Annotated in this window: 18 protein-coding genes; 6 read left to right on the top strand and 12 right to left on the bottom strand. The window is 70.1% G+C overall.

Features of this window, described 5'->3' with window-relative positions; all coding sequences use genetic code 11:
- Window positions 1-2: 2 nt before the first annotated feature.
- Window positions 3-113 carry a keywimysin-related RiPP gene (locus ACZ7NC_RS02230; RefSeq protein WP_107490514.1) on the bottom strand — a complete coding sequence of 37 codons (111 nt, stop codon included), beginning with the start codon at window positions 111-113 and terminating at the stop codon, window positions 3-5.
- 674 nt (window positions 114-787) lie between these two features.
- Between ACZ7NC_RS02230 and ACZ7NC_RS02225 the strand changes: the two genes are divergently transcribed.
- The gene (locus ACZ7NC_RS02225; RefSeq protein ID WP_471484481.1) at window positions 788-2,131 is read left to right on the top strand and encodes a DEAD/DEAH box helicase; all 1,344 of its coding nucleotides are present in this window, start codon (window positions 788-790) and stop codon (window positions 2,129-2,131) included.
- 699 nt (window positions 2,132-2,830) lie between these two features.
- Here ACZ7NC_RS02225 and ACZ7NC_RS02220 read toward each other — a convergent pair.
- A complete protein-coding gene (locus ACZ7NC_RS02220) occupies window positions 2,831-4,051 on the bottom strand; it encodes a metallophosphoesterase (protein ID WP_471484142.1) in 1,221 nt (406 codons plus the stop codon).
- 237 nt (window positions 4,052-4,288) lie between these two features.
- Between ACZ7NC_RS02220 and ACZ7NC_RS02215 the strand changes: the two genes are divergently transcribed.
- The gene (locus tag ACZ7NC_RS02215) at window positions 4,289-4,504 is read left to right on the top strand and encodes a hypothetical protein (RefSeq protein WP_471484140.1); all 216 of its coding nucleotides are present in this window, start codon (window positions 4,289-4,291) and stop codon (window positions 4,502-4,504) included.
- 85 nt (window positions 4,505-4,589) lie between these two features.
- On the opposite strand, the gene ACZ7NC_RS02210 is transcribed toward ACZ7NC_RS02215, so the two are convergent.
- Window positions 4,590-6,056 (bottom strand): non-reducing end alpha-L-arabinofuranosidase family hydrolase, encoded by a 1,467-nt coding sequence (locus ACZ7NC_RS02210; protein ID WP_471484138.1) that lies wholly within the window; start codon window positions 6,054-6,056, stop codon window positions 4,590-4,592.
- Between the two features lie 793 nt (window positions 6,057-6,849).
- Between ACZ7NC_RS02210 and ACZ7NC_RS02205 the strand changes: the two genes are divergently transcribed.
- Both ACZ7NC_RS02205 and ACZ7NC_RS02200 read left to right on the top strand, forming a co-directional pair.
- On the top strand, window positions 6,850-8,280 hold the full coding sequence (locus tag ACZ7NC_RS02205) for an endo-1,4-beta-xylanase (protein ID WP_471484137.1): 1,431 nt from the start codon (window positions 6,850-6,852) through the stop codon (window positions 8,278-8,280).
- A 31-nt stretch (window positions 8,281-8,311) separates the two neighbouring features.
- Window positions 8,312-9,688 (top strand): RICIN domain-containing protein, encoded by a 1,377-nt coding sequence (locus ACZ7NC_RS02200; protein WP_471484136.1) that lies wholly within the window; start codon window positions 8,312-8,314, stop codon window positions 9,686-9,688.
- Window positions 9,689-9,834: 146 nt separating this feature from the next.
- On the opposite strand, the gene adh is transcribed toward ACZ7NC_RS02200, so the two are convergent.
- The 6 genes from adh to xylB all read right to left on the bottom strand — a co-directional run bounded on the left by adh (window position 9,835) and on the right by xylB (window position 17,549).
- The gene (gene adh, locus ACZ7NC_RS02195; RefSeq protein ID WP_471484135.1) at window positions 9,835-11,358 is read right to left on the bottom strand and encodes an aldehyde dehydrogenase; all 1,524 of its coding nucleotides are present in this window, start codon (window positions 11,356-11,358) and stop codon (window positions 9,835-9,837) included.
- 118 nt (window positions 11,359-11,476) lie between these two features.
- Window positions 11,477-12,790: a winged helix-turn-helix domain-containing protein gene (locus ACZ7NC_RS02190; protein WP_471484133.1), complete on the bottom strand. Its 1,314-nt coding sequence runs from the start codon at window positions 12,788-12,790 to the stop codon at window positions 11,477-11,479.
- 82 nt (window positions 12,791-12,872) lie between these two features.
- The gene (locus tag ACZ7NC_RS02185; RefSeq protein ID WP_471484479.1) at window positions 12,873-13,472 is read right to left on the bottom strand and encodes an N-acetylmuramoyl-L-alanine amidase; all 600 of its coding nucleotides are present in this window, start codon (window positions 13,470-13,472) and stop codon (window positions 12,873-12,875) included.
- Between the two features lie 134 nt (window positions 13,473-13,606).
- Window positions 13,607-14,617 carry an acetamidase/formamidase family protein gene (locus tag ACZ7NC_RS02180; protein WP_471484131.1) on the bottom strand — a complete coding sequence of 337 codons (1,011 nt, stop codon included), beginning with the start codon at window positions 14,615-14,617 and terminating at the stop codon, window positions 13,607-13,609.
- 263 nt (window positions 14,618-14,880) lie between these two features.
- Complete coding sequence (locus ACZ7NC_RS02175; protein WP_471484129.1) at window positions 14,881-16,089, bottom strand: ROK family protein; 1,209 nt, start codon at window positions 16,087-16,089, stop codon at window positions 14,881-14,883.
- A gap of 14 nt (window positions 16,090-16,103) precedes the next feature.
- Complete coding sequence (gene xylB / locus ACZ7NC_RS02170; protein ID WP_471484127.1) at window positions 16,104-17,549, bottom strand: xylulokinase; 1,446 nt, start codon at window positions 17,547-17,549, stop codon at window positions 16,104-16,106.
- Between the two features lie 201 nt (window positions 17,550-17,750).
- On the opposite strand from xylB, the gene xylA reads away from it, so the two are divergent.
- Together xylA and ACZ7NC_RS02160 are read left to right on the top strand one after the other, a co-directional pair.
- On the top strand, window positions 17,751-18,917 hold the full coding sequence (gene xylA / locus ACZ7NC_RS02165; RefSeq protein WP_471484125.1) for a xylose isomerase: 1,167 nt from the start codon (window positions 17,751-17,753) through the stop codon (window positions 18,915-18,917).
- Between the two features lie 423 nt (window positions 18,918-19,340).
- Window positions 19,341-19,595, top strand: a complete 255-nt coding sequence (locus tag ACZ7NC_RS02160) for a hypothetical protein (RefSeq protein WP_471484124.1) — start codon at window positions 19,341-19,343, stop codon at window positions 19,593-19,595.
- 64 nt (window positions 19,596-19,659) lie between these two features.
- Here the strand turns inward: ACZ7NC_RS02160 and ACZ7NC_RS02155 are convergent, their stop codons facing one another.
- The 3 genes from ACZ7NC_RS02155 to ACZ7NC_RS02145 all read right to left on the bottom strand — a co-directional run bounded on the left by ACZ7NC_RS02155 (window position 19,660) and on the right by ACZ7NC_RS02145 (window position 25,395).
- Entirely contained in the window at window positions 19,660-21,006 is a 1,347-nt protein-coding gene (locus ACZ7NC_RS02155; RefSeq protein ID WP_471484123.1) for an esterase-like activity of phytase family protein, read from the bottom strand.
- Window positions 21,007-21,262: 256 nt separating this feature from the next.
- The gene (locus ACZ7NC_RS02150) at window positions 21,263-22,546 is read right to left on the bottom strand and encodes an SWIM zinc finger family protein (protein ID WP_471484122.1); all 1,284 of its coding nucleotides are present in this window, start codon (window positions 22,544-22,546) and stop codon (window positions 21,263-21,265) included.
- Window positions 22,543-25,395, bottom strand: a complete 2,853-nt coding sequence (locus ACZ7NC_RS02145) for a DEAD/DEAH box helicase (RefSeq protein ID WP_471484121.1) — start codon at window positions 25,393-25,395, stop codon at window positions 22,543-22,545. Before ACZ7NC_RS02145 ends, ACZ7NC_RS02150 begins: the two co-directional genes overlap by 4 nt.
- Between the last annotated feature and the right edge of the window lie 299 nt (window positions 25,396-25,694).

The following is a 25,694-nucleotide window of genomic DNA, read 5'->3' as shown; positions in this document are numbered from 1 at the left end:
CGTCAGTTCTTGCTGAGGATCAGCCGGTCGTTGCCGGAGCTCTGAAGGAGCCCCGTTTCCTTTCGGAAGGTGCCGAGCCGGACGAGCGTCGGTGCCTCGTAAGCCTTCTTCATGACTACTCCTCACGTGCGGTTTCTCGACCACCTCCCTTACGGCCCAGGGTTCATCGGGAACTTGGGCCAGGAAGTGGACGCAGCACCCAGCTAGCTGCAGAACGTGAGCCCATGGCAAGAGCGTTTACGAAGCTCAGATAATATACAAAATTCCAATTCATTGGGTTGTGCGCCCCCTCCTTGTGGTTGCTTTTGACGCCGCATTTGTTTTGCGGTTCAGGTGTGTGCTCGTTGAAAGAAACGTTTTGATGTGCGTCCTGGCGGCTGTTGTCCGCTTCTTCTTGACGCGCTTGACGACGACCACAGGCGGCGCCGCCTGGCGCACTCCCCGCCCCTGGACATGCGCCGCTTCCCGTTGCTCATTTCCGGAGAAGCTGTCCCCGGGGCCGTGCCGCGTCGAGGCAATCCACACAGGCAGGTCCGGCTGTCGCTGCTCGGCTGAGCGGCGCGACCACGGGAGGCCCGGGCGGCGTGCCCCGTGCTAGCGTTACGCGTTTGCAGTGTCGCTGTGTTGGTGCTCCGTTCGGTGTCTCTGGCTGGTGGCCGCGTCCCTGCCGCGCCTTCCTCGGTACGGTCCCTTCGGAGGAAGGCTCTCTGTGAGCGAATCAGCACGTGCCGATGCCCGGCAGCAGGACGATGTGTCCGAGGCGTCGGGCGCCACTTCGGCAGTGCCCATGGCGGCGTCGTTCGCGCAGCTGGGGCTGCCGGCCGAGGTTCTGCGGACGCTCGATGAGCACGGTGTGACCGTGCCCTTCCCCATCCAGGCGGCGGCGCTGCCGAACGCGCTCGCGGGACGGGACGTCCTGGGCCGGGGCCGCACAGGATCCGGCAAGACGCTCGCCTTCGGCCTGGGGATGCTCGCCCGGACGGCCGGGCAGCGTGCGCAGCCGAAAGAGCCGCTGGCGCTCGTTCTGGTGCCCACCAGGGAGCTGGCGCAGCAGGTCGGTGAGGCGCTCACCCCGTACGTCGAGGCGCTGCGGCTGCGGCTCGCGACCGTGGTGGGCGGAGTGTCCATCGGACGGCAGGCCGCCGTGCTGCGGGATGGCGCCGAGATCGTCGTCGCCACCCCCGGTCGGCTGCATGACCTCATCGAGCGCAAGGGTTGCCGACTGGGGCGGGTGCGCATCGTGGTCCTGGACGAGGCCGACCAGATGTGTGACATGGGGTTCCTGCCGCAGGTCACCGAGATCCTGGACCAGGTGCGTCCCGACGGGCAGCGGATGCTGTTCTCCGCCACCCTCGACCGCGACGTCGACCAGCTGGTGCAGCGCTACCTGCGCGACCCCGCCGTCCACTCCGTGGACCCCTCGTCCAGCGCGGTCTCCGCGATCGAGCACCACGTCTTCGTCGTGCACGGCCCGGACCGGTACGCGGTGACCACGGAGATCGCCGCTCGGGACGGCCGCGTCCTGCTCTTCCTGGACACCAAGCACGGCGTCGACCTGCTCACCCGGCATCTGCGGGCCAGCGGCGTGGCCGCCGCCGCCCTGCACAGCGGGAAGTCCCAGCCGCAGCGCACCCGGACCCTGGCCCAGTTCAAGAACGGGCAGGTCACCGCGCTGGTAGCGACGAATGTCGCCGCACGCGGCCTGCACGTCGACGACCTCGACCTCGTGGTCAACGTCGACCCGGCCGTTGACCCGAAGGACTATCTGCACCGCGCGGGCCGCACGGCCCGGGCCGGCCGCTCCGGCACCGTCGTGACACTCGTCCTGTCCGGACAGCGCCGCGAGACGAGCCAGGTCATGGCGGACGCCGACGTCGCCCCCAAGGTCACCAAAGTGCGGTCAGGCGAGGCGGAGCTGAGCCGGATCACCGGCGCCAAGGCCCCCTCCGGAAAGCCTCTCGACGGCGGACCGGCCGTACCGCGCCCCAAGAACCACAATGCCCCCTTCCGCGGCCTGGGCAGCACCAAGGACGCGAAGGGCGGCTCCGGCGGGAGGTCGTCCCGCAGGAGCAGCGAGGCCCGCGAGCTCGCGGAGGCCCGCAAGGCCGCCCGGGTGCGGCGCGGCGGCTGAGACCGACTTCCCGGACTGCCGGGCGGTGCCTTCGCCTACGCCGCTGGACGGATACGCGGGACCGGAGCTCGGCCGGGGTGCGCGGGACGGCGTCAGGTGCGGCTGACCGTGCGCAGGGGGAGGCGTCGAGGCGATGGAGAACGGCGCGGACCTGCCACGGCGGACCGGTATCTACACCGTCGAGTGAGAGCTGGGGCGAGGGGACGGTCCACCTCGCCCGGTCACGGGGCGGCCGGGCCGTCGCGGTCAAGGTGGCCCGCCCCCGAGCTGGAGGCCCACCCGCACTTCCGTGAACGGTCCGCGCAGAGATCGAGACCGCCCGCGGAGTCCGCGGTTTCCACACGGCTCCGGCACCGACCTCCAGTGCTTCGCCTACGAAGGTCAGAAGCGCCTGAGCGACAGTGGGTACCTACCGTGTCGGTTGCCTGGAGCGCAACGATGCCTCCAGGCAACCGACTTCAGGCTCTAGAAGAAGCCAAGTTTCTGAGTGCTGTAAGAACAAAGAATGTTCTTCGTCTGCTGGTGGTACAGGCGTCAGGTGTCGCTGACCTGCGTAAGACGTGGCCAGGCATGGTTCGTTGGACTGGTCGGCCCGGATGGTCCGGATCTTGTCCTCGGCGAGACGGGCTTGGTCATCTGTCGACGCCGCACCCCTCGGCTCGTGGACTGTTCCGAGCGGATGTGTTGGCCCGTCCAGTGCTACGGCGAGGTGCGCAGGTGCGGGGAGCGGAGCACGAGCAGGGTGATCTCGCTGGGGGCGAAGACGCGGAACGGCGGGCCCCAGAAGCCGGTGCCGCGGCTGGGGTAGAGGAGGGTGCGGGTGCCGTGGTGGCTGAGGCCGGCGAGGGCGGGTTGGTCGATGCGGACCAGGTGGTGGAAGGGCCAGATCTGGCCGCCGTGGGTGTGGCCGGAGAGTTGGAGGTCGATGCCGTCGGCTGCCGCCCGGTCGACGAACTTGGGCTGGTGTGCCAAGAGCAGTACGGGTAGGTCGGGGTCGGCGCCGTCCAGGGCTCCGGCGAGGTGGGCGCGGTGGCCGGCCAGGCCGGAGGACTCGGCGGTGACGTCATCCACGCCGGCGACCACGAGGGTGTCGCCTCCGCGTTCGAGCAGCAGATGGCGGTTGCGCAGCGGCTCCCAGCCCAGCTCGCCCATCAGGTCGACCCAGCCCTGGGCCTCGCTGTAGTACTCGTGGTTGCCGGTGACGTATACACGGGCCCGGGTGGCCCGCACGGTACCGAGTGGGACGGCCTGGGCGCGGCGGCGTTCGGCTGTGCCGTCCGCGATGTCGCCGGTGTGGCAGACCAGGTCGGCTTCCAGAGTGTTCACCGTCTCGCACACCCGCGCCGACCAGCGAGCGCGATCGAGCGGGCCGTAGTGGGTGTCGGTGATGAGGACCACGCGGATGCCGTCCAACCCGGCACCCAGCCGCGGGAGTTGCACGTCGAGGCGGCGCACGCGCGGCACACGGCGGGCCTCGGCGTACCCCCAGGCGAGCAGTACGGCGGTGATGCCGAGGACGACCCAGGTGACGATTCGGGCCCGGTCCTGACTCTCGCCGACGCCGGCCACGGTCAGGGCGATCCGCAATGGGACGCCGAGCAGAATGGACCAGGTGAACAGAACCCAGCTGGAGCCCAGCAGCGTGTCACCGACGATCGCCGCCCGGTCCTGCTGGCGCCGGCCGTGGCCGCGCACCATCGCGAGCGGCATACCGACGAGGCCGAGGGCGAACAGGGCGGTGCCGACCAGCGTGACGGGCAGCGGCCAGTGCTGGCCGGTGTGCACCAGCACCCAGCAGGGCACGGCCCACAGCAGCACGGGGGCGATCAGGGGGAGGTAGCGCATCAGGCGGAGCAGTCGGCTCTGCCGCGGAGCTTGCGCTTCACTGTCGGCGGGTCGGGTGCCGCTGGTGTCGGTCACGCTTCCCCTCACAAACCAGGCTGCCGTCTCGCGCACTGTATCCGGTCGCCCTCGGGCCGGTCGGACGGGCGTTCAGGGGGGCGGCCCCGTGGGGCGAAGGGTTCTCTGCAGGATGGCAAGACGCCGCCGCAACACCTCCCTTGGCGTGAGCTGGAGAGCCAGGTCGTCAACACCGCGCGGTACATGGGCCGGCCTGAGCGCGCGATGTGCGTCGCCTCCAATCGCGGCCATCGCCGCGTGTACGAGCGCATCGCCGCCCACGACCCGAGCGGTGCGGCTGAGGCGATGTTCACCCACATCACCGAAGCCTGGCTCGTCCGCCGCAGCGCACCGGGCGACCCGGTGCGCCTGGACCGTAGGCGAACGCCACCGGTGGCGGCACCGCGTTACGGGACGGCCCTCGGGCTGGTGAGCGTTGCCCGACCCCGCGCTCCGTCGCCGTATGAGCGCTGACGTTGTCGCGTGACCCAGGCGGGCTCGGCCTTCCGCCGAGCCCGCCACGCCGGCTTCCTACCGGAGCCGGACTCGGGTCACGCCGTCAGCGCTGCAGTGTCAGCAGACCCGGACGGTAGGGCAGGAGGCCGTAGTCGCCGCCGGAGTTGGGGCTGCGCCCCTGGTAGAGCAACTGCAGATTGCAGGGATCGACGGTCATGGTCTGATCGGCGCTGGTGCGGATCAGTTCGCCATGGCTGATGTCGTTGGTCCAGGTGGCGCCGCTGTTGGCCTTGCCGGCGAAGGGATTGCTCTCGGTCGCGGCCTGGGGTGTCCAAGAACCGTTCAGACTGGTGGCCGTGAACGAGCGGAAGTAGCGGCCCTGCGAGCCGATCGCCTCGACGATCATGAGGTAGCGGTTCTGGCCCTGCAGCTTGTAGACCTGCGGGGCTTCGAAGAGGTTGTTCGTCGTATCGCTCATGACCACTGTCGAGGTCGTGCCGAAGCTGCCCGGGAAGTTCCCGATCGGCATACTGGCCCGGTAGATCTTGCCGTTGTCACCGGCGAAGAACAGGTACATGTTCGTCCCGTCACCGATGAGCGTCTGGTCGATGGGTCCTGTCCCGGAGTCGCCGATACCGGCGGTGGAGAGCACCTGCTGTGATGACCAGCCATTCGGGTTGGTCGGGTCGTTCGACGTCCGGTAGGAGAAGGCGGTCCCGCCCCACTGGTAGGCGAGCACCCAGATGTTCTTCGGCGCGAAGTAGAAGAGCGTGGGCGCGACGGTGGAGGACGACATCGTGTTCTGGCTGGCCGAGGCCATCTCCGACCAGTTGGTGAACAGGCCGAAGTTCATCGAACCCCAACTCGTCCCCGTGTCGTGCGTCGTCGCATAGACCAGTTGCCTGCCGTTGTAGGGAGCGACGGTGAAGTCCTTGAGCGAGACCCACCCCGGCTTGGGCTGCGCCAGCGCGCCCGTTGATGTCCAGCGATAGGTCGACGGAAGATCGCATGGGCCGGGGGTGTCGCCGCCGACCTTGACGAGTTGCCACTGCTGGTTGGTGCCGCCCCAGTCGTCGTACTGGACGACGTTCGCGCTGTCGGCGGTGGAGGCGCCTTGCACTTCGAGAGCCTTGTTGCTGTGGCGCGAGATGAGCCTCACGTAGCCGTCCGAGCTGTCGGCCAGCCGCCACTGCTGGTTGGTGGCGTTCAGGTCGGTCCACTGGACGATCGCGCCGCCGTTCGCGGTGGACCAGTTGTAGACGTCCAGCACCTTGCCCGAATGGCGGGACTTGATGCGGTAGTAGCCGCCCCCGGAATCGACGAACTGCCACTGCTGCTGGTTCTGATCGTTCCTGGTCCACTGGGTGATGCGGGCGCCGTCGTTGGTCGCCATGTTGTAGACATCCAGGGCCTTGCCGCTGTTGCGGTTGACCAGCACATACGAGGCGTTGGGGTCTACGGTCGCCGCGCCGGCGGGCTGGGCACCGAGGAAGGTTGCCACGAGCAGCAAGGGCGCGAGGACGGCGAGTAAGCGTCTGAGACGGACCGGGGAGGGGTGGCGAAACCACATCAGAGGGTCTCCTTTGGGGGGCGGGGGTGAGGTGACCCCGATGAACCGCGGAGTGGACGTGCAGGTGCAGGGCAATCGCGAAAGTTTCGAAGAATTCCCGGATGCTTCGACGCCACAAGCTAGGAATGCGAGGCTCTCTGGTCAAGGTCTGTCGCTGATCTGTCCACAAACAGTGCCTCCCCCTCTGGGCTTGACAGGATGTCGCGCTGATCAGAAGCGCTCCGGAGTTTGTGATACGGCTTGCCAGTTCAAGGTGTGATTCTCGAATGTTTCGAGCGGAGAATCGAAATTTCTTCTGCGGGAGGTATTGACGGTCCATCGTCAATACCTCAATCATCCCTGCCTGAGAACCCGATCATAGTTCGAGATATCGAACTATGACGGCCCTGGGTCATCTGTGCTGCACGGCAGATCCACGCACAGCTGCACGACAGATCCGCGCACCAAAGCACCTGCGCCACCCCGTCACGTTCCGGTGAGGTTCGCACCAGCGCATCCTGGCTCTTCGCGCAGTCGGAGAGGTACGCGACGGCGCGTGGCGGTCCCCCGGCTGAGCCGCGATGGAGTACCCCCATGCCTGTGTCGAAACACCGCCGCCGCCCGCCGTACGGCACCCGACCGCCGACCGGTGCCGTAAGTGCCGGTTGAGATCGTCCCGATCCCATGACCGCGGGGTCCGGTGACTCCGTGCTGCCCGGGTTCCGGCCCGCCCCGTCCGTCTGCCGAGTGGGAGCGGACGACGCATTCCCCTGCGCTTCAGTCCTTCCGTGATTTCTACCTTGGAGGCACAGCCATGGGCTCGTATGCCCTTCCCAGACCCGTTATCCGCCGGAAGATCCGCGGCCTGCTGTTGGCGCTGGTCGTCGGCGTCGTCGGTACGGTCGCCACGCTGGCCGCGCCACCGCCCGCACACGCCGCAGAGAGCACGCTCGGCGCCGCGGCGGCGCAGAGCGGCCGCTACTTCGGCACCGCCATCGCCTCGGGCAGGCTGGGCGACTCGGCGTACACGACGATCGCGGGCCGTGAGTTCAACTCGGTGACGGCCGAGAACGAGATGAAGATCGACGCCACCGAACCACAGCGCGGCCAGTTCAACTTCACCGCCGGTGACCGCGTGTACAACTGGGCGGTGCAGAACGGCAAGCAGGTGCGCGGCCACACCCTGGCCTGGCACTCCCAGCAGCCCGGCTGGATGCAGAGCCTCAGCGGCAGCACGCTGCGCCAGGCGATGATCAATCACATCAACGGCGTGATGGCCCACTACAAGGGCAAGATCGCCCAGTGGGACGTCGTGAACGAGGCCTTCGCCGACGGCAGTTCGGGAGCCCGGCGCGACTCCAACCTGCAACGCACCGGCAACGACTGGATCGAGGTCGCCTTCCGCACCGCGCGCGCCGCCGACCCGGCCGCCAAGCTCTGCTACAACGACTACAACGTCGAGGACTGGACCTGGGCCAAAACCCAGGCCATGTACGCCATGGTCCGAGACTTCAAGCAGCGCGGCGTGCCGATCGACTGCGTCGGCTTCCAGTCGCACTTCAACAGCGGCAGCCCCTACAACAGCAACTTCCGCACGACCCTGCAGAACTTCGCCGCCCTCGGCGTCGACGTGGCCATCACCGAACTCGACATCCAGGGCGCCCCGGCCACGACCTACGCCAACGTGACCAACGACTGCCTGGCCGTCCCGCGCTGCCTGGGCATCACCGTCTGGGGTGTGCGCGACACCGACTCCTGGCGATCGGAGCAAACGCCGCTGCTGTTCAACGGCGACGGCAGCAAGAAGCCCGCCTACACCGCCGTCCTCAACGCACTCAACGGCGGCTCCACTACGCCCCCTGGGGATTCCGGACTGATCAAGGGCGTCGGATCGGGCCGCTGCCTGGACGTGCCGAACGCCAGTACCACCGACGGCACCCAGGTCCAGCTGTGGGACTGCCACAGCAGCACCAATCAGCAGTGGACGCCAACCGCCGCCGGCGAACTCAGGGTCTACGGCAACAAGTGCCTGGACGCCGCCGGCACCGGCAACGGCACCAAAGTCCAGATCTACAGCTGCTGGGGCGGCGACAACCAGAAATGGCGCCTCAACTCCGACGGATCCATCGTCGGCGTCCAGTCCGGCCTCTGCCTCGACGCCGTCGGAGCCGGCGCCGCCAACGGCACGCTGATCCAGCTCTATGCCTGCTCGAACGGCAGCAACCAACGCTGGACCCGCACGTGAGGGGTCCTGCCGCAAACGAAAGGGTGAATCGATGAAGACCTACGGTGCGGCTTCCCCCGCCCGTCCACGAAGACATCGCTGGTGGTCCCGGGTCGCCGCCGTGGTGGCGGCGACCCTCGCGATCGGCATGCTCGCCGTGTTGAATCCGGCGCCCGCCGAGGCGGCGACGGTGGACACCAATGCCTGGTATGTCCTGGTCAATCGCGACAGCGGCAAGGCGCTGGACGTCTCTGGCACGTCCACCGCCGACGGCGCGCGGGTCAGCCAGTGGACGCGCCACGACGGAGCCAACCAGCAGTGGCAGTTCGTGGACTCCGGCGGCGGCTTCTACCGGCTCAAGGCCCGGCATTCGGGCAAGGTCCTCGACGTGGCCGGCGCCTCGACCGCCGACGGTGCCGCGATCCAGCAGTGGGCCGACCAGAACGGGGCCAACCAGCAGTTCCGCCTGGCCGACTCCGACGCGGGCCACGTCCGGCTGATCAACCGCAACAGCGGCAAGGCAGTGGAGGTGCAGGGCGGTTCCACCGCCGACGGCGCCAACGTCGTCCAGTACACCGACTGGGGCGGCGCCAACCAGCAATGGCAGATGGTCAAGCTGTCGTCTGGTGGCGGTGGCGGTGGCGGATGCGGCAGCGCCCCGACTCTGGCGAGCGGTACGCACACGATTCAGAGCGGCGGTAAGAGCCGCAGCTTCATCCTCAGGGTTCCCGCCAACTACGACAACAGCCACCCCTACCGGCTGATCTTCGCGTTCCACTGGCGGGGCGGAACCGCCGGCGAGGTCGCCGCGGGCGGAACGAGCGGGACCGCCTGGTCCTACTACGGCCAGCAGGAACAGTCGAACAACAACGCCATCCTCGTCGCCCCCCAGGGCCTCGGCAACGGCTGGGCCAATTCGGGCGGTGAGGACGTGACCTTCGTCGACGACATGATCGGGCGAATCGAGGGCGGCCTCTGTGTCAACCCGGCACAGCGCTTCGCCACGGGATTCAGCTGGGGCGGCGGTATGAGCTACGCCCTCGCATGCAGCCGGGCGAACGCCTTCAGGGCCGTCGTGGTCATGTCCGGCGCTCAGATCAGCGGGTGCAGTGGCGGCAACCAGCCCATCGCCTACTTCGGAATCCACGGCGTCAGCGACTCCGTCCTCAACATCGCGCAAGGACGGTCCCTGCGCGACAGATTCGTCAGCAACAACGGCTGCACCCCCCAGAGCCCGCGCGAGCCCGCGCCGGGCAGTCGAACGCACATCACCACCACCTACTCGGGCTGCCGAGCCGGATACCCGGTCCAATGGGCCGCGTTCGACGGAGGCCACGTACCCGGTCCGGTCGACGGCTCCTCCGGCGAAAGCGGCGTCACCACCTGGACGAAAGCAGAGATCTGGAGGTTCTTCGCACAGTTCCGGTGACACGCCCGCACCACGGAGTGGAGCCAGGATGATCCTGGCTCCACTCCATCGCCGTCTATCCCAGATTGAAGGACCCCACGCGGATGTGACTTCTGCGTCGGGTTGCCTGAAGCGCAACGATGTCTCCAGGCAACCGACTTCAGGCTCTAGAAGAACCCGAGCTTCTTAGGGCTGTAGGAACAAAGAATGTTCTTCGTCTGCTGGTAGTGCTCAAGCATCATCTTGTGCGTCTCACGCCCGATGCCCGACCCCTTGTAACCGCCGAACGCCGCGTGCGCCGGGTAGGCGTGGTAGCAGTTCGTCCAGACGCGGCCCGCCTGGATCGCGCGGCCCGCGCGGTACGCGGTGTTGATGTCCCGCGTCCATACGCCCGCGCCGAGGCCGTACAACGTGTCGTTGGCGATCTTGATGGCGTCGTCGAAGTCGTCGAAGGACGTCACCGAGACGACCGGCCCGAAGATCTCCTCCTGGAAGATCCGCATGCGGTTGTCGCCCTCGAAGATGGTGGGCTGGACGTAATATCCACCCTTCAACTCACCGTCGTGCTCGATGCGTTCGCCACCGGTGAGGACCCGGGCGCCTTCCTGACGGCCGATGTCGAGGTAGGAGAGGATCTTCTCCAACTGGTCGTTGGAGGCCTGGGCGCCGATCATCGTGTCCGTGTCGAGCGGATGACCGGTCTTGATCAGCTCGGTACGGGCGATCGCCGCCTCCATGAACTCGGCGTAGTTGCCGCGCTGCACCAGCGCCCGGGACGGGCATGTGCACACCTCGCCCTGGTTGAGCGCGAACATCGTGAAGCCTTCGAGCGCCTTGTCGCGGAAGTCGTCGTTCGCCGCCCAGACGTCGTCGAAGAAGATGTTCGGGGACTTGCCGCCGAGTTCGAGGGTGACCGGGGTGATGTTCTCGGAGGCGTACTGCATGATCAGCCGGCCGGTCGTGGTCTCCCCGGTGAACGCCACTTTGGCCACCCTGGGGCTGGACGCCAGCGGCTTGCCCGCCTCCACGCCGAAGCCGTTGACGATGTTGAGCACGCCGGGCGGGAGCAGGTCGGCGACCAGGCTGAGCCAGTAATGGATGGACGCGGGGGTCTGTTCGGCCGGCTTGAGCACGACGGCGTTGCCCGCGGCCAGCGCCGGAGCCAGCTTCCATGTCGCCATGAGGATCGGGAAGTTCCACGGGATGATCTGCGCGACCACGCCGAGCGGCTCGTGGAAGTGGTACGCCACCGTGTCGTCGTCGACCTCGCCCAGCGAGCCCTCCTGGGCCCTGATCGCGCCCGCGAAGTAGCGGAAGTGGTCGATGGCCAGCGGAATGTCGGCCGCCAGCGTCTCGCGCACCGGCTTGCCGTTCTCCCAGCTCTCCGCGACGGCCAGCTTCTCCAGATTCGCCTCCATACGGTCGGCGATCTTCAGCAGGATGCCGGCGCGCTCGGTCACCGACGTCCGCCCCCAGGCGGGGGCGGCCGCGTGCGCCGCGTCCAGCGCCCGCTCCACGTCCTCCGCGGTGCCCCGCGCGATCTCGGTGAACGGCTGCCCGTTCACCGGCGTCGGGTTGTCGAAGTACTGCCCCCGGATCGGCGGCACGTACTCACCGCCGATGAAGTGGTCGTAGCGCGCCTGGTAGGAGACGATCGCACCCTCGGTGCCGGGCGCCGCGTAACGGGTCATACTGCTCTGCCTCCCGAAGAAGCGCTGCCCGCCGTTGGGCAGCTCTCCGCGTGAGGCTAGGGACGGCGAGGTTGCATGTACGTTGCGTGGGCCGGGGCTCCTGGGGGCGGTGGTTCGATCAGTGCGTCGGCCTCCGATCCCAGGCGGGCGGTGCCGAGAGTTCGGACTCCAGCGAGGCGAGCCGGTACCGAACCGCCGCCGTCGGGCGCACCGCGGCCAGTGCCCGCCATACGTCGATGTCGTCCTCGCCCCACGGCGCGTGCGCCCAGTCCGCCAGCAGGTCGGGATCGTGGCGGGCGATCAGCGCCGTACGCAGTCCGTCGGCGAGAAGACGCCTGAGCCGTACGACCGCCGGCGCCTGGGAACCGGGCAGCAGCGGGCCCGTGTACGCCGTGGCCGCCGCCGTGACCGCGCCGGTCTCCAGGCGGCGTTCGACGACCGTGACATCCGACTCGACCGGTACCGTGAGCCGGTAGGGCCGGGAGTCGAGCAGGCCGGGGCCGAGCATGCGGCGCAGACGGGCCAGTTCGGCGCGCAGGGTCACCGGCGGCACCGACTCGTCTTCGTACAGCGCGCACAGCAACTCGTCGCCGGTCAGCCCCTCCGGGTGACGCGCCAGCAGCACCAGGATCTCGCTGTGCCGGCGACTGAGCCGCACCCGGCGGCCGGCGATGAGCAACTGCGCCTCGTCGCGCCCCAGTGCCGACAGCTCCAGCGTGTCGGCGGCGGGCAGCTGCGGCGCGAGCAGTGCCAGATGGGACTCCGCGGCACGCGCGACCGCCTGCACGAACCCCAGGCTGTGCGGATGCGCCAGCCCGTCACCGCCGGTGATGTCCACCGCCCCGAGCACCCGCCCGGTGCGCGGATCGTGCACCGGCGCCGCCGCACAGGTCCAGGGCTGCACCCGGCGTATGAAGTGCTCGGCCGCGAACACCTGCACCGGACGGTCCACGGCGACCGCCGTGCCCGGCGCGTTCGTCCCGACCGCGCTCTCCGCCCACCGAGCCCCCGGCACGAAGTTCATCCGATCCGCCCTGCGCCGCGTCGTCGGATGGCCCTCGACCCACAGGAGCCTGCCGTGCGCGTCGCACACCGCGAGCAGATGCTCGCCGTCCGAGGCGAACGTGCCCAACAGCTCCCGGAACAGCGGCATCACCCGCGCCAGCGGATGCTCCGCGCGATAGCTGCCGAGGTCGCCGTCGGCCAGCTCCACGCACGCCGTCCCGTCCGGACCGACACCGGCCCGCGCGGAACGCCGCCACGAGTCGGCCACCACGCCACGCACCGGCTTCGGCACGGTGCCCACCTCGGTGAACGTCTCATGCGCACGACGCAGCACCTGTACGCGCTCGGCGGGGTCGGCTCCCGGCTCCAGAGCCACCCACGGATCGGTCAACTCGGCCTCCCGGCGATGCAATGCGGCTGGGGACATCGTCACTCCGAGTACGCGCGCGGACAACCTTTTCGACGAGGGGCACCCGAACGACGGGCACACCGGCGCAGATGTGCGACCCTCAGGCCGCGTTCACCAGCCGTATGTAACGCGTCCAGTCCCAGTGCGGACCGGGATCGGTGTGGTCGGTGCCCGGCACCTCACGGTGCCCGATGATGTGCGTCCGGTCCTTCGGTATGCCGTGCCTGGCGCAGATCGAGGCAGTGAGGCGGGCCGACGTCTCGTACAGGACGTCGGTGAAGTAGGCGGGTTGGTCCACCCAGCCCTCGTGCTCTATGCCGACGCTGCGCGTGTTGTGGTCCCAGTCCCCGGCGTGCCAGGCGATGTCCGCCTCGCGAACGCACTGGGAGGTGTGTCCGTCGGCCGACCGGATGACGTAGTGGGCGGACACCTTGTGCTTGGGGAGCTGGAAGACGGACAGGGTCTTGGGGTAGCGGGTCTGTGTCACGTGGATGATCACCCGGTCGATTGGATGGGTCGTGGGGCGGTTCGCCACCGTGTAGTTGGCGGTGCTCGCCGGCCGCCACTCGGCGAGCGGGTAGTCCGGGCCCGGGACGTGCGTTCCGGCCCGCCATTCGGGGAGCAGGGCGTACGGGACGGCGGCGAGAGCCGTGCCTTGCAGGATCTGCCGGCGGCTGAGATGCAGTCTTGCGCGTTCCAGACGTGGTCTTGCGCGTTGCAGATGTGGTCTTGGGCGTTCCAAAGGGACGATTACCTTTCCGTGTTGTGCTCGGCCGCAGGTCGCTGTCGAGTGGCCGGGCGCTCAGCGAAGCGTCGTCGAGTGCGGTGGGGCGCTCAGTGCAGCGTCGCCGCCGTCTCCCTCAGTCGCGCATGCACTCCGCGGTGCGTCTCGCGCGCGGGCAGCCACTGTTTGCGGATCTTGGCCACACATGTGTAGTTGGTGTCGCACACGTTGGCCAGCGGTGACTCGACCGCCTGCGTCGCGAACTGATACGCGTCCAGCTCACTGAACCCGTAGTCCCGCACCAGCCACCGCACCAGGTCGACCTGGGATATCCGGAACGCGTCCTCCAACGGCCGTGCCGAGCCCGTCGAGATGATGTGTGTGTCCGACTCGATCCGGGGCCAGGGCGTCGCGAGCTCTTTGAGCAGCTCGACGATCACGACGGTGTTCATGGCGCACTCGACCGCGACCCCACAGGTCTCGCCCTCACCCTGCCGGGCGTGGCCGTCGCCGAGGCTGAGCAGCGCGCCCTCGACGTTCACCCCGAGATAGCAGGTGACGCCCGCCCGCATCTCCGGTGTGTCCATGTTCCCGCCGTGCGCGTCGGGCACCAGCGCTGAACGCACCTCCAGATTGGCGGGCGCCACCCCGACGGTGCCGTGCATCGGGTCCATGGGTAGCTCGGCCTCGATGTCACTGTCGTGGGCCTGGAACAGCGCCGTACGCCGCGTCCGGTCGAGCTGCCAGATCCAGACGGTCTCCGGCAGGGGCGGCTGCAGCGTGGCCGTGGTGTGTGTGGAGGTGAGCGCGCCGAACAGCGGGACGGTGGTCGACGCCGCCCAGTCCCGGGCCGGTTCGATCGACACGAAGTGCACGGCGATCGTGTCACCCGGCTCGGCGCCCTCGATGTGGAAGGGCCCCGTCTGGGGGTTGAGGTAAGGGAATTCGCACACCTCCGAGACCAGGTCCTTCTCCGACCGCACCCGTCCCGCGAAGGAGTCCTCCGTGTACAGGTCGAGGACCGTACCAGGCGCGACGCGCGCCACGGGCGGCGCGCCGCCGAACGTCCAGGCGTACTCGCCGGGCTCGGGCCGGACGGTGAGGATCCGGGGGTCGCTCATCGCTGCACAGCTCCGTTCTGCGAAAGTCCGGTCGGGGAGGAGTCGTCGAGGACATCCGCGGTGTCGGCTCTGCGCTCGGGATGACGCCGACACGATGGCTGCGCCTCGCGTGAATCACGTTACGGCGCTGGTGGGTTGGGCAGAAGAGCACGCCGGGTTTCCGTGGACAGCCGTGAGAATGTGGATAACTCGGTCACTCACATGAGTGAACACGGCCTGGATTCGGCCCCGTTGCTCTGGGGTCGGGCCGACCTCGCCCGGAATCAGACCCGTTCCGCCACCGCGGCCGGATCATCCAGCACCGCTCGCACCACGGAGTGCGCGGCCCCCAGCAACGGCCCCTCGGGACCCAGCCGAGACACGGACACCGGACAGGCCGGTCCCGCGGTGCGCCGGTCCAGTTCGGCCTCCAGTGACGGCAGCAGCCAGGGCGCGAGCCCGGCCAGCGCACCGCCCAGCACCACGCTCTCGGGGTCCAGCAGATTGACGGCGCCGGTCAGCGCGATACCGAGCGCCGTTCCCGCGTCGCGCAAGGCACGCCGTACGTCCTCGTCCCCCTCGGCGGCCCGACCGGCGAGCAGTCCGACACGGTCCTCGCCGGGCTCCAGTCCGGCCGCGCGCAGCACCGCCTCCTCACCGGCGTACTGCTCCAGGCAACCGCGCCCCCCGCACGGGCACTCAGGTCCGTCGGGTTGAACGGGCACATGGCCCAACTCGCCCGCGAAGCCGCGCGTTCCACGCAGCAGCCCCCCGTCCACGACGACGCCCGCACCGATGCCGATCTCCGCGGACACATGCAGGAAGTCACGAGGGGTGTCGTCGCCGAGCCAGAGTTCGGCGAGCGCACCGAAATCGGCCTCGTTGCCCACGGTCAGGGGGTAGTCCGCGGGGAGCAGGGCGGCCAGGTCGGTGTCGTGCCAGTCGAGGTTCGGGGCGCGTACGACCGTGCGGGCGTCGCGCGCCACCAGACCCGGCACGGCGACCGCCAGGCCGGCGGGCCACAGCCCTTCGCGTTCGGCTTCGTCGACGACCCGGCGCACCAGCGCGTCGAGTTCCTCGATCACCGGTTCGGGCGCCCGGCCCCGGTTCGCTCCGTGCCGCACCGCCCTGGAGCGCACCTCCCCGCGCAGATCGACGGCACAGACAGCGAGATGGTCGACGCCGATCTCCGCGCCTATCCCGGCCGGACCGTGCCCGCTGACCGCGAGCGCCGACCCGGGACGGCCCACCCGGCCCGGCCGCTCGGGACCGAGTTCCTCCAGCAGCCCCGAGCGGATCAGCTCGTCGACGAGGGTGGACACCGCCGCACGCGTCAGCTCGATACGGGAGGCGACAGCGGCACGGGAGAGCGGCCCCTCGGCGCTGACCGTGTGCATCACCCGCGCGAGATTGCGGCGGCGCATGCCCTGCTGGGTGTTGGGCAGCGCGCGCCCGGCGCCGGTCGGGTGGGCCTGGTGCAGCGGTGCGGTCATTCCTCCGTCAGTCCTCAGTGCGCCTCAGGGCTCCGCTCCAGCAGCGGGGCCGCGTCGGAGAGTACCCCGCTGATCCTGGTCAGCGTCTCCTCGTCCCGCTCGATGGCGTCCAGTACCGGCCCACGCGTGGTGTTCCAGCGCCGGGCGACCGCCGCCGGATCCTCGCCGGTCAGCAGGCCGGCCGCCTGGGCGGCGGCGCCGAGCGCGACCAGTTCCCTGGCCTCGGGGACCTGCACGGGGCGCCCCGACAGCCGTCGTACGGTCTGCTGCCAGGCCGTGCCCCGGGCGCCGCCGCCGATCAGCAGCAGCGGGGCCGAGCGGTCCGCGTCCTCGTCGAGCACCAGGTCGAGGGCGCCCAGCAGGGCGTGCACGGCACCGTCGTAGGCGGCCTGGAGGAGCTGGCCCCCGGTCGTGTCGTGGCGCAGGCCATGCAGGATGCCGGAGGCGTTCGGCAGGTTGGGCGTGCGCTCGCCGTCCAGGTACGGCAGGAGCGTGAGACCGGTGGTGGGCTCCACGGCCTCGCGGTCCAGGCCCAGCAGGGTCGCCAGGCGGTCGACGGCGAGCGTGCAGTTCAGGGTGCAGGCCAGCGGCAGCCAGTCGCCGTGCGCGTCGGCGAAGCCCGCCACCGTCCCGGTCGGGTCGGCGGGGCGCCGCTTCGACACGGCGTACACCGTGCCCGATGTGCCGAGGCTCAGCACGGGCATGCCGGGGCGCAGGCCGAGTCCCAACGCGGCGGCGGCGTTGTCGCCGGTGCCGGGCGCCACCAGGGTGCCCTTGGAGAACGGCAGGTCATGGCTGTCGCGCACGGTGCCCGCGATCTCACCGGGCCGCACCACACGGGGCAGCAGCGCCGGGTCGAGCCCCACGTGCGCGAGGATCTCGTCGTCGTACGACTCCGTCCCGGAGGCCCACCAGCCCGTACCGGAGACGTCGCCCCGGTCGGTCGTGCCCTGCCCCGTGAGGCGTTCGGTGAGGTAGTCGTGGGGGAGGCGTACGGCCTTGGTGGCCCGGACGGACTCCGGCTCGTTCTCGGCCAGCCAGGCCCACTTCGTGACCGTGAAGGACGCGGCAGGGACGGAACCCGTGCGCTCGGCCCAGAACTTCGCGCCGCCGAGCTCCTCCGTCAGACGGCGGGCCTGCGGCGCCGAGCGCACGTCGTTCCACAGCAGCGCCGGACGGACCGGCTCGCCCCGGTCGTCGAGTGTGACCAGGCCGTGCTGCTGCCCGCCGACCGACACCGCGGCGGCCTCGTGCGCGGCGTCGCCGCACTGGCGCAGCGCCTCGCACAGGGCGTCCCACCACTGGCGCGGGTCGCTCTCGCGGCCGGCCCCGGAGGACACCGTGTGCCCGGCCTGGCCGCTCGCGACGACCCGCCCGGTCGACGCGTCGACGACCAGCGCCTTCGTGGACTGGGTGGACGTGTCCACGCCGACGACGAGCGGACCCTCGGCTGCTGACATCGGGCTCTCCCTTTTCCGCGGCTCTACGGGAACGGACCTGCTGTTTCGAGGGTGCCCGGAGTGTCACGACCCGGACCGGACCCCTTCAGGGACATCTTGTCCCTTCCCAGGGACGCGTGGGCATACTAATTTGTAAAGTGCCATGACGAAATAGTCGTAGCGAGTCGTGCAAGCAGTCGTCAGCAAGCAAGGAGCCGCGGCATGAGCCACCAGCCCACCCCCGAGGACAGGTTCACCTTCGGCCTGTGGACCGTCGGCTGGCAGGGACGGGACCCCTTCGGCGACGCCACCCGCCGTGCCCTCGACCCGGTCGAGACGGTGCAGCGCCTGGCCGAGCTCGGCGCCTACGGCGTCACCTTCCACGACGACGACCTGATCCCCTTCGGGTCCTCCGACACCGAGCGCGAGGCGCACATCAAGCGCTTCCGCGAGGCCCTCGACACGACCGGCATGACCGTGCCGATGGCCACCACCAACCTCTTCACGCACCCCGTCTTCAAGGACGGCGCCTTCACCGCCAACGACCGCGACGTCCGCCGTTACGCCCTGCGCAAGACGATCCGCAACATCGACCTCGCGGTCGAACTCGGCGCGCAGACATATGTGGCCTGGGGTGGCCGCGAGGGCGCCGAGTCCGGCGGCGCCAAGGACGTGCGCGTGGCCCTCGACCGCATGAAGGAGGCCTTCGACCTCCTCGGCGAGTACGTCACCTCCCAGGGCTACGACCTGAAGTTCGCGATCGAGCCCAAGCCGAACGAGCCGCGCGGCGACATCCTGCTGCCCACCGTCGGCCACGCGCTGGCGTTCATCGAGCGCCTGGAGCGCCCCGACCTGTACGGCGTGAACCCCGAGGTCGGTCACGAGCAGATGGCCGGGCTGAACTTCCCGCACGGCATCGCGCAGGCCCTGTGGGCGGGCAAGCTCTTCCATATCGACCTCAACGGCCAGTCCGGCATCAAGTACGACCAGGATCTGCGCTTCGGCGCGGGCGACCTGCGTGCCGCCTTCTGGCTGGTCGACCTCCTGGAGAGCGCCGGTTACGCCGGCCCGCGCCACTTCGACTTCAAGCCGCCGCGGACCGAGGACCTCGACGGCGTGTGGGCCTCGGCCGCGGGCTGCATGCGCAACTACCTGATCCTGAAGGAGCGTTCGGCCGCCTTCCGCGCGGACCCGGAGGTTCAGGAGGCGCTGCGTGCCTCTCGTCTGGACGAGCTGGCGCAGCCGACGGCGGCGGACGGCCTCAAGGCGCTGCTCGCGGACCGTACGGCCTTCGAGGAGTTCGACGTCGAGGCGGCCGCCGCGCGCGGGATGGCCTTCGAGCGCCTGGACCAGCTGGCGATGGACCACCTGCTGGGCGCGCGCGGCTGAGGCCGAGGCACGCGCGTGTGCCCGACCGCGTGTGACCGCAGGTCGAGAGACCCGGTCACACGCGGTACGGCTTGACGATCGACTTCCTCGCGCAATGTTCCGGAATCGTGCGATCCATGGCATGGGCGCGTATTAACTCCCCTGTGGGGGTCGCGCCCTGACCCTTACGCGGCGACTCTGGACGGTATGGCCATGCCGCCCGTACCGCCTCAGCCGCCAGGACCGCCTGGTGACACGCCGCCTCCGGGTGGCGGCTTCGGACCGCCTCCCACCGGGGGATACGGGACGCATGGAGGATACGGTCCGCCCCCGGGGAACAGCGGCCCGCCCTCGTACGGTGGCCCGCCGCCCTCGGAACCGCCCGGCGGAGGCGGTGGACCGCGACGGCGGCCCGGTCCGCTCCTCATCCTGCTCGTTGCGATCGTGGCCGTCGGAGCCGTCGTGGCCGTGGTCCTGATGGCAACGGGCAGTGATGGCTCGCCCGACGAGAAACCGCCCGCGGAGAGCAGCACGAGCGGCTCGCCCAGGCCGTCCTTCAGCATCCCGACCGAACTCCCCAGCCGACTGCCGAGCGACCTGCCGACCTCACTGCCGTCCGGGTTCCCGACGGAGCTGCCGAGTGGTTTGCCGAGCGGCTTGGAGTCGCTGCTGCCGCCGCCGGCGGACGAGTTGCCGTAGGAGCCCGGAAGGGAGCGGCACGCGCGCGTACCGCTCCCCGACGCCTTCCGTCTTGAGTGCGACGTCAGATGCCGTGCGGGAGGCGCACGTAGATCACGGACGTCTCGATGCCGCTGTCGACCAGCCGGCCCTCGTCGTCGAACGCGTCCGCGCCGTCCGTCATCCCGAAGTCGTTGTCGTTGATCAGGGCCAGCGTGTCGTGGTCCACGCGCGCGATGCCCTCGATCTTCCCGGGCACACCGGCGACCGTGCCCAGGTCGACGACCAGCCGCTTGCGCAGCACCGGCACACCCGACGTCGCCGGGTCGTCAAGCTGCTCGAGCGACGGAGACGTCGTGTCGTCGTCCCAGCGGCTGCCGAGGATGTTCGCCGCTCGGTCCAGACGTACCAGGTGCAGCCGCGCGGCCTTGTCGGTGCGTTCCTCGACCAACAGCCGGTTCCCGCCGACGGCCACCACCGACGAGATCTTCAGCTCGGAGGTGTCGTCCTCGCTCGGGTCCACCACGTTCACCGGGTCGAAGCGGTACGCGTACTCCGCGGTGATCGCCTTCTTCTTCGGCGAGAAGCGCAGCAGTCGCGTCGTGCGCGACGCCTCCCCGGCCTCCGTGTCGGGCAGGGACAGCGGGCTCTGCACGGCCATCACCAGGTCGCCGCCCGGCAGCTGGGCGAGCCCTTCGAAACCGCGGTTGGTCTTCCGGTGCAGCAGCACGGAGGGCAGCGCCTCCACGACCGGGTAGTCCGCGCCGGTGAGGCCGAGCCCCTCGGGCACGTACCGCGTGAGGACCTTCCCGCGCGCGGAGACGTGCACCAGGGAGGGCCCGTATTCGTCGGCGAGCCAGAAACTCCCGTCGGCGCTCCGGACGATGCCTTCGGTGTCCAGTCCGTTCGGGTTGTACGTGAGGGGAGTGCGCGCGTCATAGGTGTACGGCGCCTCGTCGCGTCCCTGCTGGTTCGGGAGACCGGTGACGGCCTTGCCGGACGCCGTCGTGATGGGAATCGCGTCCAGCACCTTCACGGAGCTTCCGGTCACCCGGATCTTCACGATCGCCGGATCGAAGCCCGGCACGGGGAACGTGCGGCGCTTCACGCCGTCCACCTTGATCTGCCCGTTGGGGCCGCGGTCGGTGACTGTCCAGAACTCGCCCTTGCGGCCCGTCGGGTAGATGTCGCTGCCTATGCCGCCCAGGTCCACGCCCCGGTCGTCGCTCACGGTGCCGGGCAGCAGCGCGTTGCTGAACGCGGCGAGCGGGATGTCGCCGAGAGCGGCCGTACGCACGACGTGCGCGGTGCCGTGCCTGTCCCCGGCGCCGGCCGCGGGCCCGGCAGCCACGAGTGCCGCGATCACGGCGAGGGGTACGCCCCCGGCGACGAAACGGTGAGCACGGCGCCGGCCTGTGGCGTGTGGGGACATTCGGGCCTCCTGAGGACCAAGTTCGCTGACAGCGGCAAGATTTGGAGCCCGCGCGGAACGCCGGACGACCGCAAGGTGAACACGGAACGACGGACGCTCGGCGAGCCGAAGTCACCGACAGGAAAACGAACCGGCCCAGGATGCAAGCCCGTTCGGCCAGTGCTGGGCCTTGCGAAGCGAAAACATCGGATTGTTCCGGCCAGGAGCGCCGCGCCGAGATCGACCGTCACCTCGCCGACACCGCCACGGGGGAGCCCTACGGTTGCTCCTCCTCCGTGTGCCGCACCGACGAGAGCGCCGTCGCCGGATCCCGCGCAGGACCTCCCGCCGGCACCCAGTGGCCCCGTTCCTCGCGGTACGGCCACCAGCGCCCGTCCCGCCCGAGGCGCAGTTGCCCCGGCCCACCCTCGACCGTCCACCGGTTGCCCTCGGCCCGCAGGGCAGGCCGCTCCCCCTCGTCCCAGGCCGACTCCAGGGCGGCACGCGCGCGTGCGAGCGTTTCACCCTCCACGGACCACTCCTCGTCGAGCACGGACAGCGCGGAGACACCGCCGAGTCGCCAAGCGCGTACAGCAGTCGTCAGCCCCTCCCGGCCGCGTCCCGATCCGTCGGTCAGCCGTTCAGCCACGCTCGCGTGGGGAGCGCCGGTGGCGAGGCGCACGGCGTCCTGTTCGAGGCTCAACTGCATTTCTGCGATGTGTTGTTCCGGTTGCGTTCGTAGCGCCTCCACGAGCATGCGATGGGCTTCCGCGGCGGTCCGGGCGGCCAGGAACTCCAGGGCGGCGGGATCGACACCGGGCGCGGGAGGCGTCTCGGCGTCCAGGGAGGGCGGCACTCCCGGCTCGGCGGGCGGCTCGGGCAGTGCGGGCAGCGGCGGGAGGATGTCGCCCGTCGCATACGCCTCCGCGGCGTCCACGCCCTCGGGCTCGGACGGTTCTGATGGTTCGTGCCGGCTGGTGGCGGGTGCGGCGCTGCGGGCCTGGAGGTCGTTCAGGAGATCGCGTTCGCCCCGTCCGCGCATCAGCAGCAGGACGAAGGGATCCTGGTCCAACAGCCGTGCCACCTGGTAGCAGAGGGCCGCTGTGTGCCCGCAGTGGTCCCAGGCGTCGCAGCCGCACCGCGGCTCGAGATCACCCATGCCCGGCAGCAGTTCGATGCCCCTGGCGGCCGCGTCCTCCACCAGGTGCGGCGGCATCTCGCGGTCCAGCAGCGCGGCGACATGCCCGGCCCGCTCCACGGCCATGTCCAGGAAGCGGTCCCACTCGTCCGCGGCCAGCTCCTCCAGCAGCACATCGGCCCGGTGCGCCGTACGGTCGCGGCCCTGCACCACGGCCGTGATGCGCCCCGGGCGCACCGACACCGCCCCGACCGCTCCTGCCCGCGCGAGACTGCGTCCGGCCTTGAGCTGCGTCGAGTCCAGCGCCGTCTCCTCCAGTGCCTTCAGCCAGGCCTGGCCCCACCATGTCTGCGCGAAGCCTCGCCCGTGCGCGGGCGGCAGCGCCGCGAACGTGCGCTCCATGTCACCGTCGTGCCGAGTCATCGCGTGCCCTCTCGCAGTTCCACCAGGTCGGCCAGCTCCGCGTCCGTCAGCTCGGTGAGTGCCGCCTCGCCCGCGCCGAGCACCGCGTCGGCGAGCTCACGCTTGCGGCTCAGCATGTCGGCGATGCGGTCCTCGATGGTTCCCTCGGCGATCAGCCGGTGCACCTGCACGGGCCGGGTCTGGCCGATGCGGTACGCGCGGTCGGTGGCCTGTGCCTCGACGGCGGGGTTCCACCAGCGGTCGTAGTGCACGACATGCTCGGCGCGGGTCAGGTTCAGGCCGGTGCCGGCGGCCTTCAACGACAGCAGGAAGACGGGCACTTCACCGTCCTGGAAGCGCTCCACCAGGGCCTCGCGCTCGGCCACGGGTGTTCCGCCGTGCAGGAACTGCGTGGGCACGCCGCGGGCCGCCAGGTGCTCTTCGATGAGGCTTCCCATCCGCACGTACTGCGTGAACACCAGGACGCTCGCCCCTTCGGAGAGGATGGTGTCGAGCAGTTCGTCCAGCAACTCCAGCTTTCCCGAGCGTCCGGCGATCGTCGGCCGCTCCTCCTTGAGGAACTGCGCCGGGTGGTTGCAGATCTGCTTCAGGCCCGTCAGGAGCTTCACGATCATTCCGCGGCGCGCCATGCTGTCCGCTTCGGAGATCGCCGCCAGTGTCTCGCGGACCACCGCCTCGTACAGGCCCGCCTGTTCCGTGGTGAGGGACACCGCGCGGTCGGTCTCCGTCTTCGGCGGGAGTTCCGGCGCGATCCCCGGGTCCGACTTGCGTCGGCGCAGCAGGAACGGGCGTACGAGCCGGGCGAGCCGCTCCGCGGCGGCCGGGTCATGGCCGCCCTCGACCGCCTGGGCGTAGCGCGCGCGGAACGTGCCGAGACGGCCCAGCAGTCCCGGGGTCGTCCAGTCGAGGATCGCCCACAGCTCCGACAGGTTGTTCTCGACCGGGGTGCCGGTGAGCGCCACGCGCGCGCGTGCGCCGATGGAACGCAACGCCCGCGCGGTAGCGGAGTACGGGTTCTTCACATGCTGAGCCTCGTCCGCCACGACCATGCCCCACGGCACCTCGGCCAGCCGGTGCGCGTCCAGGCGCATCGTGCCGTAAGTGGTCAGCACGAACTCTCCGTCCGCGACGGAGGCCAGTTCGCGGCGCGAGCCGTGGAAGCGACGCACGCGCGTGCCGGGCGCGAACTTCTCGATCTCGCGTTGCCAGTTGCCCATCAGGGACGTCGGACACACCACCAGCGTGGGACCGGCGGACGAGGCGTCGGACTGCCGGTGAAGGTGCAGCGCGATCAGCGTGATCGTCTTGCCCAGGCCCATGTCGTCGGCCAGACAGCAGCCCAGGCCCAGGGACGTCGTGCGAGCCAGCCAGCTCAGGCCGCGCCGCTGGTAGTCCCGCAGCGTGGCCGTGAGCGCGGGCGGCTGGCCCACCTGCTCCTGTCCCTCGGGGTCCGTGAGGCGCTCTCGCAGCGCCGCCAGCCAGCCCGTGGACCGGACCTCGACCTGCCGGCCGTCCACCTCGGTGGAGCCCGTCAGCGCGGCACCGAGCGCGTCGATGGGCGTCACCTTGTGGTCCTGCTGCGCGCGGGCCCGGCGCACCTCGTGCGGGTCGACCAGGACCCACTGGTCGCGCAGCCGCACCACAGGACGGTTCGCCTCCGCCAGATGGTCCAGCTCCTCGCGCGTGAGCTGCTGGTCGCCCAGCGCGAACCGCCAGTTGAAGGCGAGCAGCGCGTCGGCCGACAGGAACGACGGCGTGTCCGACGAGAGCCTGACAGGCGCGGACTCGTCGTCCGGCGGACCGATCACCGCGCGGGCCGTCAGCTCACGGGACAGCTGCCTGGGCCAGTGCACGTCCACACCGACCCCGGCGAGATGCCGCGCGCCCGCCCCCATCAGGTCGGTCACCTCCTCGTCGGAGAGTTCCACGACGTCCGGTACGGCCGCCGAGAGCAGCGGCGTGAGCGGAGGCCAGGCACGGGCCGCGCGTCGCAGTGCCGGCAGGGCGTCCAACAGCGCGCGCGGGCCGAAGCCGTCCGAGCCGGCCCACACGTCGGCGGCGTCCGCGACCAGCGTCGGATCACTCACGCTGTGCACCTGGAGCACCGCCCGGAACGACAGCGCCGCGTCGTCCCGCGTCTCCTCGGCGAGGCCGGGGACCTCGAGCCGCAGGGAGAGCCGCACGCCCGCGTCATGGCCCGCGGCGACATCGGCGGCCCACGCACGCAGCGCGGGCACCTGTTGCGGCTCCTGCGCAGCGTAGGCGGGCCCGCCCGTCACGAGCGCCGCCGCGGGGGAGCGGGGCAGCGCGTCGGCGACCGCGTCCAGGAAGGCCCGCAGCAGCAGCTCCGGATCCGGCAGCCTCAGCGGCTCCACGCCACGCAGCGGCACCGCGTGGGCTTCGGGCGGCATGGCGGCGGCAAGGGCACGGACGCGTTCGACGTCCTCGGGGCGCAGGGGACCGACGCGCCAGGCGTCGTGGTCGTCCGCGGAGAGGCCGGGCAACATCAGTCCACGTGCCACGAGTTGCAGGGCCAGCACGGTGGCCGTGCCCCAGAAGGCACTCGCTCGGGGCGCCTGTGCGAAGGTACGCGCACGCGTGAGCGCGGGCAGGGCGGCACGCACGGGGAGCAGTACGGCCGGCACCCGCACCAGCTCGACACCGTCGTCGCCGGGCAGGACGACGTCCAGATCCTCGACGGATCCGGACGCGACGGGCGGAAGGGCGCCGCCGTCGGCGCGCCAGAAGGCGAACCTTCCGGTGCGTGCCGGATCACCGGGTACGAAGACGGCACAGCAAAGAGCCAGTTCGGAAATCTCGGACGGTGTTGCCTCGGGAAGCCTCGGCACAGCTCTGCGACACTCCTCAAATTTGACTACCCGGATGGGAGTGGTCGAGGGTACAGCACTCGGAAGCCTTCCGGCTTGCGGGTGACGTGGCCTGGGTCACTCCTGTTCGGTATGGGTATCTCAGATGTGCGGAGCCCGGGACTCGACCGAGTGCCGAGCGCGCATCGGCCGTCCCCGGACCTCCGCGACCCGTAGGGGCCGCACCTCAGGGTCGTCTCAGGGTCGCGGTTCGGAACCGCCGGCAACGCGGACCCGTTTTCAGGTCAGAGAGCGGCAGTGGCCGCGAAGGAGGCGACGCA

Source organism: Streptomyces sp. NPDC111802 (genome assembly GCF_055634335.1).
This window is presented reverse-complemented; position numbering and strand designations above follow the sequence as displayed.